The sequence below is a fragment of the Nocardia sp. NPDC055002 genome (assembly GCF_053608825.1).
On record NZ_JBSGWE010000005.1, the window covers coordinates 299,508 to 312,339 of the forward strand.

Below are 12,832 nucleotides of genomic sequence, written 5' to 3' on the forward strand. Positions count from 1 at the left end.
ATTCGCCCCAGTCCCGGCGGATAGCGACGAGGCGCCCCATCCTGCCCCCGCCGCCGCACCGCCCGCCCTCGACGACGACCCGTCGAGCGTCGAAACCATCGTGCACGTCCTGCGCCACGGTGAGGTACACAACCCGAACGGCATCCTCTACGGTCGCCTGCCCGGCTTCAGCCTCTCGGTGGCCGGTCGCTCGCAGGCCGGTGCGGTCGCGCGCTCGCTGGCCGATCACGACATCGCGATGGTGATCGCCTCCCCGCTGCAGCGCGCCCAGGAGACCGCGGCGCCGATCGCGGCCGCCCACGACGTGATCGTGCGCACCGACGAGAACCTGATCGAAGCGGGCAACACCTTCGAGGGCCTGCGCGTCTCCGTCGGTGACGGTGCGCTGCGCAAGCCGCGGCACTGGTGGAAGCTGCGCGACCCGTTCACCCCGTCCTGGGGCGAGCCGTACCTGCAGATCGCCCATCGCATGCTCGCCGCGGTGAACAAGGCCCGCGTCGAGGCTGCCGGTCACGAGGTGGTGCTGGTCTCGCATCAGCTGCCCGTGTGGACGCTGCGCCGATTCCTGCAGGGTCAGCGGTTGTGGCACGACCCGCGCAACCGGCAGTGCTCGCTGGCGTCGCTGACCTCGCTGGTCTACCACGGCGACACGCTCGTCGACATCGTCTATTCCGAGCCCGCCGGGGCGTCGGATCCGTCGGTTCACGGCGCATGACACGCTGCACCTCGTCGGGAACCGCCCGTGGCCGTCGGCCGCGGGCGCTGACCGCCGTCCTGTCCGCCCTGCTGGTGATCATCGCCGCGGCGGGCTGTTCGGCGGGTACCGATGCGGTCGCCACCGGTGGTGGGACCTTCGAATTCGTCTCACCCGGTGGTAGAACGGATATCTATTACGATCCGCCCGCGACGCGCGGGACGATCGGCACGCTCTCGGGGCCCGATCTGATGAACGAGGGAAAGACCGTTTCGGTCGACGATTTCCCGAACCAGATCGTGGTCGTGAACCTGTGGGGACAGTGGTGTGGCCCGTGCCGCGCCGAGTCGCCCGCTCTCGAAAAAGTCTTCGCGGCGACCAGAGATCAAGGCGTCGCGTTCCTGGGAATCAATGTCCGTGACCATCAGCGCGACAAAGCCCAGGACTTCGTAGTGGACAACAAGATCGAATACCCGTCCATCTACGACCCGTCGATGCGGACCTTGCTCGCTCTCGGCGGAAACTTTCCCACCAGTGTTATTCCGACCACGTTGATCCTGGATCGTCAGCACCGGGTCGCCGCGGTCTTCCTTCGCTCGCTATTGGCCGAAGACCTTCAGCCCGTGGTCGAGCGCATCGCCGCCGAGGAGAAGCAGTGAGCAGCCGTCGTCGTCCAGGAAATCTGACCGCGTGTCGTCCCCGTCAGGGCGCCCGCCGAATGGGTGCGGGCTGGACGGTCGATGACCGTTGGGCCGGCATCGCGACCGTGCCGCGCAGTGTCGCCGGCGCCGGTCTGTTCGATTTCGGCCCCGCTGAACCGGCCGAGACCGAGCGAACCCTGGCGTTGCCGCGCGACGAGCAGCATGACATGGATACGGACACCGACGAGTGATTCCGCTCGCCGCAGTCGGGGATTCCTTCCAGCAGACGGCGGCATCGGGTCCGCTTCTGCTGGCGCTGGGAGCCTGCCTGCTCGCGGGCCTGGTGTCGTTCGCTTCACCGTGTGTCGTGCCGCTCGTCCCCGGCTATCTGTCGTACCTGGCCGGGCTGGTCGGTGCCGAGGCGCCGCCTGCCACCAACGCGCAGGCGAGCACGCTCACCGCGCAGCGCCGTAGCGCGAAGATGCGGGTGGCCGGTGCCGCCGGGTTGTTCGTCGCCGGGTTCACGGTGGTGTTCGTGCTGGCCACGGCCACTGTTTTCGGCGTGATCCAGACCCTCAATGTGAATCGGGAACTGCTGCAGCGCATCGGCGGTGTGGTGACGATCCTGATGGGTCTGGTATTTATCGGCCTGGTCCCCGCCCTGCAGCGCGACACGCGGATGGAGCCGCGCAGGCTCACCAGCATCCTCGGCGCGCCGCTGCTCGGCGGGGTGTTCGCGCTCGGCTGGACGCCGTGTCTGGGGCCCACGCTGTCGGGTGTGATGGCAGTGTCCGCGGGTACCGAGGGCACCACCGCCGTGCGCGGGGTGACGTTGATCGTCGCCTACTGCCTCGGTCTCGGGCTGCCGTTCATCGTGCTGGCCTTCGGGTCGGCCGGTGCGTTGCGCGGCGTGGGCTGGCTGCGGCGCAATTCGCGCACCATTCAGGTAATCGGGGGTGTTCTGCTCGTCGCCGTCGGCGTCGCGCTGGTCACGGGGGCATGGGATCAGTTCGTCGGCTGGGTGCGTGACGGGTTCGTCTCCGAGGTGACTCTTCCGATCTGATGACTGACACGCTGACCACACCGACCACCCCCACCCCGCCCGTCCGGCAGTCGCTGCCGGGCCGGGCCTGGGCCCTGGTCCGTAATTCCTGGCGCGGCCTCACGAGCATGCGTACCGCACTGGTGCTGCTGTTCCTGCTCGCCCTCGCCGCCATCCCCGGCGCCCTGCTGCCGCAACGCAGCCTCAACGCGCAGAAGGTCGACCAGTACATCGCCGACCGCCCGACGCTCGGCCCGTGGATGGACCGGTTCGAACTGTTCGACGTGTTCGGCAGCTTCTGGTTCACCGCCATCTACGTGCTGCTGTTCATCTCGCTGGTCGGGTGCATCCTGCCGCGCTGCTGGGATCACTACCGGGCACTGCGTACCCCGCCGGTGCCCGCGCCGCGCAACCTCAGCCGGTTGCCGCACCACTTCAGCGAGCCCGACGACCGCACTCCCGATGAGGTGATCGAGGCCGCCAAGGCATCCCTGCGCGGGTGGCGGACCGAGGTTCGTCCCGGTCAGCGCGAGGGCGAGGTGACGCTGTCCGCGGAGAAGGGCTATCTGCGCGAGTTCGGCAACTTGGTGTTCCACCTGTCGCTGGTGGGGCTGCTGGTCGCGATCGCGCTGGGCAAGCTGCTCGGATACGAGGGCAATGTCATCGTGATCGCCAACGACGGGCCAGGCTTCTGCACCACCTCGCCCGCGGTGTTCGACTCGTTCCGCGCAGGCAACACCAACGACGGCACCGGCATGACGCCACTGTGCGTCAAGGTGAAGGACTTCAAGGCCGACTACCTGCCCACCGGCCAGGCCGAGATGTTCCATTCGAACATCGAGTACCAGGCGGGCGCGGACCTGAGTACCGACACGTGGCGCAGCACCGAACTCCAGGTGAACCATCCGCTGCGGGTCGCTGGTGACCGCGTCTACCTGCAGGGGCACGGCTTCGCGCCGACGTTCACCGTCACCTTCCCCAACGGGCAGACCCGCACCGAGACCATCCAGTGGCGGCCCGACGACGCGCAGACCTTCCTGTCCAGCGGTGTGCTGCGCATCGACCCGCCCGGCGGCATGTACGCCACCGACGAGGAACGTCGGCAGAACCAGATCGCCATCGAGGGTCTGTTCGCGCCGACCGCGATGTTCCACGGCAGCCTGCTCACCTCGTCGTTCCCCCGGATGGACGACCCGGCGGTCGCGGTCGACGTCTATCGCGGCAATACCGGCCTCGACACCGGCCGCTCGCAGTCGCTGTTCTCGCTGGACCCGGAGATGATCAAGCAGGGTCGGTTGACCAAGGAAGCGCGGGTCAACCTGCGCCCCGGCGAGTCGACCACGTTGCCCAGCGGGGCGAAGGTCACCTTCGACGGCGCCGAGGAATTCGTGAACCTGCAGGTCTCGCACGACCCCGCCCAGCAGTGGGTGCTGGTGAGTGCGCTGACGATGATGGCCGGTCTGCTGGTGTCGCTGTTGCTGAAACGGCGGCGGATCTGGATCCGGACGTACCCGGTCGAGGCCGCGGCAGGTACCGTGGGTCAACGACGCACCGTAGTAGAAATGGGCGGCCTGGCCAGGAGCGACCAAGCGGGCTGGGGCGCCGAGTTCGATCGACTGCGGACCCGGCTGCTGGGAGCGGAGAAGTGATGCGCGCACTCGACATGGAGACGGAATCCTGATGCAGATCGACGAAACGCTGGCACGGTACAGCGACTTCGCGTTCATGTCGGCCATGGCCATTTACGCCCTGGCCACGGTCCTGCTGATCGTGCAGTACGCCTCGGCGCGCGCCAAGCAGGTCGCCGCGCGCGAACTCGTCCCCGCGGGCGATCTGGGGTTGCCCGGCCGCATCGAGACCCCGGAGGCCAAACCGCTCGCCGAACGGCTGGGCAACATGGCCTTCTCGGTGCTGCTGGTCGGCGCGGCCCTGCACATCGGCTCGATCGTGCTGCGGGGCTTCGCCACCCACCGCTTCCCGCTGGGCAATATGTACGAGTTCACGACCATGGCCACCGCGGCCGCCGTGGTGATCGGCCTGATCTTCCTGCGCGACCAGCGCTACCGGGCCATGTGGGCGTTCCTGCTGGTCCCCGTGCTGATCTTGATGTTCCTCGCAGGCACGGTCCTCTACGCCGACGCGGCCCCCGTGGTCCCCGCCCTTCGCTCGTTCTGGCTGCCGATCCACGTCACCATCGTCAGCATCGGCAGCGGCGTCTTCCTGGTCTCGGGCGTGGCCAGCCTGCTCTACCTGTTCCGCATGCGTCAGCCCGCGGGCGAGGAATCCACCAACATCCTCGGCACCATCGCCCGCCGCCTCCCCGACGCCCGCACCCTCGACCAGCTCGCCTACAAGACCACCATCATCGGCTTCCCACTCTTCGGCGCGGGCGTCATCCTCGGCGCCATCTGGGCCGAAGCCGCCTGGGGCCGCTTCTGGGGCTGGGACCCCAAGGAAACCTGCTCCTTCATCGCCTGGGTCCTCTACGCGGCCTACCTGCACGCCCGAGCCACCTCGGGCTGGCGAGACACCAAGGCGGCCTGGATCAACATCGCCGGCTTCGTCGCGATGCTGTTCAACCTCTTCATCATCAACATGGTGATCAGTGGTCTGCACAGCTACGCGGGCTTGAACTAAACGTCTTCTACCTGTGCGTTTTGGCTGTCTTACTTGTCGGTTGCGACTAGCTCATCGACTTCGGTACGCAGTGAGTACGCAGTGGCACCCGGCCAATCCCTGATTGCGGCGCCGACAGCCGTGCGAGTTGTCTCGTCAGCATCCGGCCACAGGTGCGCGTAGTACCGAAGAGTGGTGATCGCGCTGCCGTGACGCAGCCGCGCCTGGACGGCCTTGATGTCGGCGCCGCGGCGGATCAGCAGGGATGCGTAGTAGTGCCGGAAGTCCTGAAAGCTGAACTCCTCAGGCAGACCAGGCACCTTCGCCTTCGCCGCCCGCAGGTGCCACGCGATCACCCAGGGTGAGACCGGTTTGCCGAGTATGTCGCACACCAGTCGATCACCGGGGAATACGCGGACCGACTCCTTGAGCATCGCGACGAGTTCCGGCGGTACGGGCACCGGTTTGGTGCTCGATTCCGTTTTGAGCGGGCGCGCCGGCCACTGCTGGCGGGGATGCACGACGCCGGACTCGAAATCGACATCGGAGACCAAGAGCCCGGCCGCCTCCGACACCCGAAGACCGACAAACGAGCCGAGCAGCACCGCAACCCGGAGGTGCGGAGGCATGGCATCGTGCACGGCCCAGATCTGTTCTGAGGTCGCGACGTAGACCTTCTGCTGTCCCGTCGCGGGCGACGTGCGCCGAGAGCACGGATTGCGAGCCAACAGCCCATCGTGGACAGCGTCACCGAGGATCTGCGCGAGCCGGGAATGCAGGGAGTAGACGTAGCTGTCGGCCAAACCTTCAGCCTTGAGCGCGACCATCCACTTCTTCACGGTGGAGGGCCGGACGGCGGAAAGTTGCAGCGGCCCTAGCCCGGCGTTGATTTTCCTGACGTGCCAAGTCGCCAGCTCGACAGTCGTATCGCGGTGATTGGCGTAACCCTTCAGCCAGTCATTTGCCCACTCTTCGACGGTTCGTTGCGCGTCACGCGGTGCTACGTGAGTGCCATGCACGAGGGTCGAGACCTGGGTATCCAGCCAGGTCTGACCGTCTGTCTTCCGAGCAAAGCGCTTTGTGTGCTCGTTGCCCGCGTCATCGACGTAGCGAGCGCGCCAGCGCTTGCCCGTGCCGTCGAGCTTGGACGGAACGCGCCGCACCGTGCCGTCTGGTTGACGTTCGTCCTTGGTCCAGAGGTCTTCGACCCCGGCGCGGCGGTTCCGTCGTGCGGCCATGGTCAGGCAGCCCCGCCGGTCGCGGTGGCCTGCTCCTGCTCGGCGATCCAGGCGAGAATGGCCGACTCACGCCATACCCGCCGATGCCCGAGTTTGAAACTGCGAGGACCTGAGCCGATGTGCGCCCAGTAGCGCCAGGTGCCCGCCGGAATGCCGGTCAGGTCGGCGCAGTCTTTTGCCTGGAGGTAGCGGTCGTGGATCATGGTTTTCTCCTCTGCGGTGCGGATGGGTGCGTTCGGTGCCGTGTGGGCGATGTGCTGCTGCGTAGCCGCGTGCGTCGTGTCGCCGAAACGATTCGCGGGGGCGACAGTCGGTGTCGCCTGCTGTCGCCTCGGTGTCGCCCGGCTGTCGCCTGGCGTCGCCCAGGCGTCGCGTTCTGTCGCCGGGGCGACACCCGAATACGACAGGGCGACAGGCTGTTTGATCTGTTGGTGAGCGGAGTTGTCGAGATGCTGACTCATCGGTCACGCCCCCTTCGGCAGGCTCTGAACTGCACGGATGCGCTTGTACCGCCCGGTGATCTCGTCCGGAGTTGCTGCGGTGAGCGCGAGGTCGGAATGGATGGTTTTCGCGGCGCTGTAGACCGTTTCGGGTCGGTGCGCACCGGTGCAGACCCAGAGGACGACAGTGCAGCCGTCGTTTTCGGCCTGGGCGACAGCAGCGCGCAGCGAGGCGACAAGTTGTCGCGGGTTGCTGGTGCGGGCGACATCGGCGCGCACCGCCCACACCGGGGAGGCGACACCTCGGGCGGCGCGCAGTGCGAACGGGTTGCTGGTGTGCGCCATCAGACCGTCGTAGGGGTAGGCACTGCGCTCGGTGCGCTCTAGCGAGAGCTCTCGTTCACCGGTCCAGTCGTCGAAGCCGGTCGCGCCGAGGATCACGCGCGCCTGTGCGGCGGCGCGTCCACGAACTGACCACAACGGGGAAGGTGTCCACTCCGGCAGCGACCGACCGAAGTAGCGGGTCACCGCCTGGCGGGTCGGGATGACCCACTTCGGACCGGACCCCAGCGCGGTCAGCCCCCGCGCCAGACCGTGCCCGCGCAGGGCAGCGGCTGTCTCGTAGGCATGGCTTGACCCACAACCGAGGAAGTCGGCGAGCACGTCGACCGGCATGGCCCGCTGCTGTACGAGCCCGGCCAGGGCGCGCGCCTGTCGCGGTGTCAGGTGGGCATTGCGGGCGTTCATCGGTCGCCGTCCTGTCCAGTTTTCTGGACACCGCGCCGGCGCCGGTGGTTCGGGTTCGCCGACCGAGTGGCCGCGCGCATCCGACGACGGGTCTTGCGGTAGTCGTCCCATTCGGCGTCGAGGTCACCGACTACGACGAGGGCATCGGCGTAGTTCTGCGGCAACCGGCGGTTGGCCGCTTCGACGACGCGGACCACGTCGTCACCGCGGCACAGGTAGAGCACCCCGGCGAGTGCTTCGGGCTCAGCGTGGCGTGCGGCGCTAATCGCGCCCTGCAGGGCCTTGTCCATGTTCGTCGCGGATTTCGCGGTCAGCTCGACTTCCACGGCGTACCAGCCGTGATGTCCCTCGATGACGCCGAGGAACCGGCCGTCGTGGATGTGGCCGATGTAGCGAGCGCGGCCGCGAGTGCGGGTCGCCGACAGTTCGGCATCCCGGCGTAGCTGCCGCTCGGAGATCCAAGCGCCGGGCTCCATGCCGACGAGCAGGGCGCGCGCCATCGCGACGGCGCGGTAGTGCTCGGCGTCCTTGAGCGGTGGGCGCCAGGTGGTGTGAACTGTCCAGCCGAGGAAGCTCGACGCGGCGTCGCGGGTCGGCACGATCCACTTCTCTCCGGGCTGGACCTGGATCAGCTTCGGCAGCATCAGACCGTCTTCGCGCAGCTGGCGCGCCAATACGTGAACGTGACTGATATCGACAGCGAGGAATTCGGCGAGGGTGTCAAGTTGCATGCCGTACATTTCCGCGATCAGACGGGCTGTCTGTTCGTGTCGGGCATTGGGTCGTGTCTCACGGTCGGCACGTAGAAGTCGCTGCACAGTGGCGCGCGGCAGGTCGACCAAGTCGGCGATGTCGCCCTGTGTACGGCCCTTCGCAGCCAGCGCGGCGACTTCACCGAGCGCGTTTTCGACCGTGCGGGCGGGCACGCCGAGCTGGTCGCGGATGTCCTGGTACGAGTCGCCAGCGGCGCGCATGGTGCGGATCAGGTCGTCACGCGCGGCGGCCTTGACCTTCCTTTTGTGGTCACGGGAAGGGTTGCGGCTGGTGCCGGTGCGGGCGCCGGTGGTGGCCCGCTGCTGTGTGGTGGTCATGGCTACTCCTCATAGATGAGACTGAAAGTGGTTGTTGCTCAATGGGACTCGAAGAACGGGGACGTCTTCACCGCGCTGTTGAACAGGTGAAGACGTCCACCGTGGGTCTCGTTCAGCGGGTGTGTTCGAGTCCGTCGCCGCGCCGCCGTCGCCCGAAGTCGGGGTCACGATGCTGGGTAGTACGCTGCGTGCCGGAGGTGTCGACCCAGCTCATAAGCGCACGCAGGCGCGGGCTGGCCGAGCAGTCCGATGTGGTGTCAGCATCGGCCCCGCCAGTGCTGTCGGGCCGGGACTGCGAACGTTCGGGGGCGTAGCGGTTCGGGCGCTGGGGAGTGGGCCACAACTCGCGTGCGGGAACTCCGACCTCCAGGGCCAGGGCATCGCGCACTTTTCGTTGCGGAACGCGGCCACGCGCAAGCCAGCTCGCTACGGCGGTCTCGGTTACGCCGAGGCGTTCGGCGATCTGAGCCGGGGTGATGCGGGCGTCGAACAGCGCGTCTCGCAAGCGGTGGTTCTCCAGCGCCGGATGCTTCGACTTCGGGGCGCTGCTGCTGCGATCGGGCCAGATTTCGGAGATGTCGGCGCCGATGATCTTTTCGACCGCGAATTGGTGGACCGGGTATGGGATGCGGTCGTTGTTGTCGAGCCAGCGTTCGACCGTCGTCGGTGTTACCCCGATCTTCTTCGCGAGTTGCTCGGGGCGGATCCCGGCTTCGCGTAGTGCCTGTTCGAGGCGTTCGTTCGGGACGTGGGGCATTCCGCTGCGGCGGACCGGGGTCGGTAGCTGGCCGTTCTGGCGGGTGCGTTCGATGTGCTGATCGGCGGCAGCTGAGACTGCGGCGATGCGGGATTCGCGGTCGGTGGCGGGTCCGGTCAGGATCCGTGTGACCTCGCCTTTGGCGATGATCCGCAGTCCAGGCGGGCGGGTTGGTTCGGAGTTCATCGCGACCGCTCCACGCCCCGAACCGGCCGGGTAGCGGTGCGCTGCTGGCTGGACCGCTGCCACGCGGTACGAGCCTCGGCCACGGCCACGCTCAGATCGCGGTCGTCGGAGAGATCATTCATCCACCGACGTACCGCAGCGAGTTCGACACGACGCTCGGCGCCGCCGGACTGAGGGGAGGGATTTACACTGGACATGCTTCTGACTCCTTGTGAGGGATGGGAAGTGATGCCGGAGCGAGGTGCGAACTCGCCTCCGGCCGGGACTCCTCCACCGCTCGAACGGTGGGGGAGTTTTCGTACTAGCTTGGCTAGCTGCCTAGCTTGGCTAGCCAACTTGATCGTAGCGCGTCCGCACGCGCCAACACAAGCATTTCGGCCTAGCTTGGCTAGGCCAATCTGGCGTAGGTCGATACGCTGGGGAAATGGATGAACTTGACCCCGATGACCCCCGGCCGCCGTACCAACAGGTCGCAAACGCGCTTCGTGCTGCGATCCTGACTCGCACCCTCATACCGGGCGAGAAGCTGCCCTCCGGACCACAACTTGCCGAGCGCTATGGCGTAGCCCGAATGACGATCCAGCAGGCGATTCGCCTGCTTCGGGATGAAGGTCTCGTTGTCTCTCGGCAGGGCAGTGGCGTTTTCGTGCGCGAGCGCACCGAGCGGCCAGTTGGTCTGAGGCCGCATCTTGAGCGCGCGTTTGAAGAGCCGAACGTCGCGATCGACTTCGCTGGGTTCTCGGGGGAGACGCTGAACGGGGCGATCGCCGAGCCGCTCGACAAGATCCGGCACGGGCGCCTACGTCCCGAGACTCTGTCCGTCCGAATCCTGGTACCCGATGCCACGATCCCGTGGGCGCTACCCGCTGAGGTGGGCACGCTGAACGACAACCCGACGTTCCGCGCCAGGGCAAACCGGATCATGGAGCGGCACGCCTTGGCCGTCATTGACACCGTGGCCGAGCTGGGTCGACTCGGGCTCGTCTCATCAGCAACTGCGTCGGTTCGAGTGTGGCCGGCGCCGCCTCAGTTCAAGCTCTACCTTTTCAACCAGAGCACGGCGTTCTTCGGCTACTACCCGGTGGTTGAGCACGAGGTGCCGCTGAACGGGGCCACAACGGCGATATGGGATCTGATGGGCAAGGACGCGACGTTGTTCGAGTTCAGCGCCACGAATGACCCGGACTCGACGGGAAGTCAGTTCGTCACGCAATCGCAGATGTGGTTCGACAGCATTTGGACCTCCGTCGCCAAGGCCCACGAGGTATGACCGAACTTGAGGCGCTGCTGAAGGAACGTCGAAACGTCCTGCTGGACTTCGACGGGCCGGTTTGCGCGGTGTTCAGCGCGATTACGGATCGCGCGGTCGCCGAAGAGTTGGCCGACATTGCCGGTGGGGCAAAACTGCCGCGCACGGTGCGCGCATCGAACGACCCGTTCGACGTCCTTCGGTATGTGGCCGCCGAGGGCGATACGGCGACGCTTTCGCGAGTCGAGTCGCGCTTTCGCGATCTGGAGTGCAGGGCTGTCGAGAATGCAGAACCGACACCCGGCGCGGCCGAGGCAATCACCGAGCTTTCGGCAAGGTCGTACCAAGTTGCCATCGTCACGAACAACTCGGCAGAGGCCGCAGACCGCTACCTGCGCAGGCTGGGGCTCCGCTCCAAGGTTGGGCCGATTGCGGGTCGTCCGGGTGCCGAGGTCGCGCTGCTGAAGCCCGATCCGCATCTGGTCGAAGTCGGCCTTCGTGAGTTGCGGGCAACGGCAGCCGGCGCCGTGTTCGTCGGCGACTCCGAATCGGACGTGGCCGCGGGGCGCGCGGCAGGCGTCGCATGCGTTGCTCTGGCGAACAAGCCGGGCAAGGTCCAGCGGTTTGCTGCGATTCGACCCGAGGCGACAATCACGACGATGTTCGAGTTGCTCAACTGCTTGGCAGACAGCCCACGGCCGTGACCGGTCGCGATCCTGCCCGAAAAGTGCCCGAAAAGTGCCCGAAGCGGGTTGGTCCCGGTCTGGTCCCGATGAAAACACTTGCTGATCTGCGCCTTCGGCGCAGGAACCACCCCCTCCCTGTTCCTGATTCTCTAACGCTTCGCTGTCAGAGAATCAGGAACAGGGAGGGGGTGGTTCAAGGTGGGTGGGTAGTTGGGTTTGTTAGAAAGTAACTGTGAGTGAAGAAATGAAGAAGGAAGTGAGAAGAGAGGACCATAAGAGAAGGCCAGGTTGGGGGAGCGGTTGCGCCGGGGGCGCCGGGTGCGTATCGACGAGCTTGGGTGATGGGTGACGTAGGTCGCGGCGGCTGCGTGTGGGACGCGGTTTGCGAGTTGGTCGGCACGCGGCGCGGCGGGCGGAAAGTTGCCGCCTAAGAGATGACCACAAAAGAAGGGCTACGCCGGGTTGATGCGTATGCATCAGGGGCTACGCCGGGTTTGATGCGTAGGCATCAAGTCCGAGCGCAGGCGATGCTGAATACGACGGGGCCGTAGCCTTTCGATGTGTCTGACGTGAGTGCCCTCGAACAGATCCGCGACGACCCGGACCCGCTTCGCAGGGCACGGCGCGCAACCGAGCTGATTACCGAGTATCAGGAGCTAGCGCGGCAGCTTGCGAACATTCGACGCCAGGCCATCGAAGATGCGCACGACGGCGGGATGGCGTACAAGGAAATCGCCGCGCACCTCGGCTTGTCAAAGGGCCGCGTTTCGCAGATCCGTTCTGGAAACGACTAGAAGCCAACATGGTTCGTAAGCCGCATGGGCTCGCTATCGTGGGACCGGTGCCACGACTCTGCTCTTCGGCCTTGCAACGTTGGAACAGTGACCGCTGCAACGCTCTCGACAGCCTCGAATCAGCCCACACCGCCGTGACCGGTGGGCGCCGCGGTCGCCAGTATGCGACCGAACACCTGAACCTCGCGCTGTTCGTGAGTCTCGCTGCCGAGTTCCAGGGGTATTGCCGAGACCTGCACGATGAGGCGGCTGAGGCGATCGCCAGTCAGGTGGGCGCGCCGGGAGATCCCACGGTTGTGCTCTTCCAGAGTGCGTTAACGAGAGCTCGGGGACTGGACAAGGGAAACGCGCAGCCAGGAGCGCTGGGCACCGACTTCTACATCCTCGACATTCCGCTCTGGGACGACCTTGAAGCGAAATATCCGGCGAGGAAGAAGCAGTGGAATACAACCCTGACCAGCCTGAACGAGGCGCGAAACGCCATCGCTCACCGCAACGACGACCAGTTGGCGAAAGTGAAGGGTAAGCAACCCCTCAACCTCAGGACGTTCCGTAGGTGGAGATCGTCACTGCATGGCGCTGCGTCTGGTTTCGACTTCGTTGTCGGCGCATACTTGAAGGACTCAGCAAAAGTTGGCTGGCAAGCGTAGG

At 66.2% G+C, this 12,832-nt stretch carries 16 protein-coding genes; 10 read left to right on the forward strand and 6 right to left on the reverse strand.

Annotated elements, in window-relative coordinates:
• Positions 1 to 97 precede the first annotated feature (97 nt).
• From ACWF99_RS22645 to ccsB, 6 genes are read left to right on the forward strand one after another with little or no spacing between them, the layout of a single operon-like run.
• Positions 98 to 715 (forward strand): histidine phosphatase family protein, encoded by a 618-nt coding sequence (locus tag ACWF99_RS22645; RefSeq protein ID WP_378634497.1) that lies wholly within the window; start codon positions 98 to 100, stop codon positions 713 to 715.
• Entirely contained in the window at positions 712 to 1,353 is a 642-nt protein-coding gene (locus tag ACWF99_RS22650; protein WP_378634185.1) for a TlpA disulfide reductase family protein, read from the forward strand. Before ACWF99_RS22645 ends, ACWF99_RS22650 begins: the two co-directional genes overlap by 4 nt.
• Complete coding sequence (locus ACWF99_RS22655) at positions 1,350 to 1,586, forward strand: hypothetical protein (protein ID WP_378634186.1); 237 nt, start codon at positions 1,350 to 1,352, stop codon at positions 1,584 to 1,586. The genes ACWF99_RS22650 and ACWF99_RS22655 overlap by 4 nt, the downstream gene beginning before the upstream one ends.
• Complete coding sequence (locus ACWF99_RS22660) at positions 1,583 to 2,398, forward strand: cytochrome c biogenesis CcdA family protein (RefSeq protein ID WP_378634189.1); 816 nt, start codon at positions 1,583 to 1,585, stop codon at positions 2,396 to 2,398. The genes ACWF99_RS22655 and ACWF99_RS22660 overlap by 4 nt, the downstream gene beginning before the upstream one ends.
• The gene (gene resB, locus ACWF99_RS22665) at positions 2,398 to 4,026 is read left to right on the forward strand and encodes a cytochrome c biogenesis protein ResB (protein ID WP_452537293.1); all 1,629 of its coding nucleotides are present in this window, start codon (positions 2,398 to 2,400) and stop codon (positions 4,024 to 4,026) included. The genes ACWF99_RS22660 and resB overlap by 1 nt, the downstream gene beginning before the upstream one ends.
• A gap of 31 nt (positions 4,027 to 4,057) precedes the next feature.
• A complete protein-coding gene (gene ccsB / locus ACWF99_RS22670) occupies positions 4,058 to 5,014 on the forward strand; it encodes a c-type cytochrome biogenesis protein CcsB (protein ID WP_452537294.1) in 957 nt (318 codons plus the stop codon).
• A gap of 29 nt (positions 5,015 to 5,043) precedes the next feature.
• On the opposite strand, the gene ACWF99_RS22675 is transcribed toward ccsB, so the two are convergent.
• From ACWF99_RS22675 to ACWF99_RS22700, 6 genes are all read right to left on the reverse strand, one after another.
• Positions 5,044 to 6,231 (reverse strand): tyrosine-type recombinase/integrase, encoded by a 1,188-nt coding sequence (locus tag ACWF99_RS22675; RefSeq protein ID WP_452537295.1) that lies wholly within the window; start codon positions 6,229 to 6,231, stop codon positions 5,044 to 5,046.
• A 2-nt stretch (positions 6,232 to 6,233) separates the two neighbouring features.
• Positions 6,234 to 6,692 carry a helix-turn-helix transcriptional regulator gene (locus ACWF99_RS22680; RefSeq protein ID WP_452537296.1) on the reverse strand — a complete coding sequence of 153 codons (459 nt, stop codon included), beginning with the start codon at positions 6,690 to 6,692 and terminating at the stop codon, positions 6,234 to 6,236.
• A 3-nt stretch (positions 6,693 to 6,695) separates the two neighbouring features.
• Positions 6,696 to 7,418, reverse strand: a complete 723-nt coding sequence (locus ACWF99_RS22685) for a hypothetical protein (RefSeq protein ID WP_452537297.1) — start codon at positions 7,416 to 7,418, stop codon at positions 6,696 to 6,698.
• Positions 7,415 to 8,509, reverse strand: coding sequence for a hypothetical protein (locus ACWF99_RS22690; RefSeq protein ID WP_452537298.1), 1,095 nt, complete (start codon positions 8,507 to 8,509; stop codon positions 7,415 to 7,417). Before ACWF99_RS22690 ends, ACWF99_RS22685 begins: the two co-directional genes overlap by 4 nt.
• A 112-nt stretch (positions 8,510 to 8,621) precedes the next feature.
• Positions 8,622 to 9,452 (reverse strand): hypothetical protein, encoded by an 831-nt coding sequence (locus ACWF99_RS22695; protein WP_452537299.1) that lies wholly within the window; start codon positions 9,450 to 9,452, stop codon positions 8,622 to 8,624.
• A complete protein-coding gene (locus ACWF99_RS22700; RefSeq protein WP_452537300.1) occupies positions 9,449 to 9,649 on the reverse strand; it encodes a hypothetical protein in 201 nt (66 codons plus the stop codon). The genes ACWF99_RS22695 and ACWF99_RS22700 overlap by 4 nt, the downstream gene beginning before the upstream one ends.
• Before the next feature lie 227 nt (positions 9,650 to 9,876).
• On the opposite strand from ACWF99_RS22700, the gene ACWF99_RS22705 reads away from it, so the two are divergent.
• The 4 genes from ACWF99_RS22705 to ACWF99_RS22720 all read left to right on the forward strand — a co-directional run bounded on the left by ACWF99_RS22705 (position 9,877) and on the right by ACWF99_RS22720 (position 12,831).
• On the forward strand, positions 9,877 to 10,722 hold the full coding sequence (locus ACWF99_RS22705; RefSeq protein ID WP_452537301.1) for a GntR family transcriptional regulator: 846 nt from the start codon (positions 9,877 to 9,879) through the stop codon (positions 10,720 to 10,722).
• Positions 10,719 to 11,405 carry an HAD family hydrolase gene (locus ACWF99_RS22710; RefSeq protein ID WP_452537302.1) on the forward strand — a complete coding sequence of 229 codons (687 nt, stop codon included), beginning with the start codon at positions 10,719 to 10,721 and terminating at the stop codon, positions 11,403 to 11,405. Before ACWF99_RS22705 ends, ACWF99_RS22710 begins: the two co-directional genes overlap by 4 nt.
• Before the next feature lie 542 nt (positions 11,406 to 11,947).
• Positions 11,948 to 12,181: a sigma factor-like helix-turn-helix DNA-binding protein gene (locus ACWF99_RS22715; RefSeq protein WP_452537303.1), complete on the forward strand. Its 234-nt coding sequence runs from the start codon at positions 11,948 to 11,950 to the stop codon at positions 12,179 to 12,181.
• A 47-nt stretch (positions 12,182 to 12,228) separates the two neighbouring features.
• Positions 12,229 to 12,831 carry a hypothetical protein gene (locus tag ACWF99_RS22720; RefSeq protein ID WP_452537304.1) on the forward strand — a complete coding sequence of 201 codons (603 nt, stop codon included), beginning with the start codon at positions 12,229 to 12,231 and terminating at the stop codon, positions 12,829 to 12,831.
• The last annotated feature ends 1 nt before the right edge of the window (position 12,832 follow it).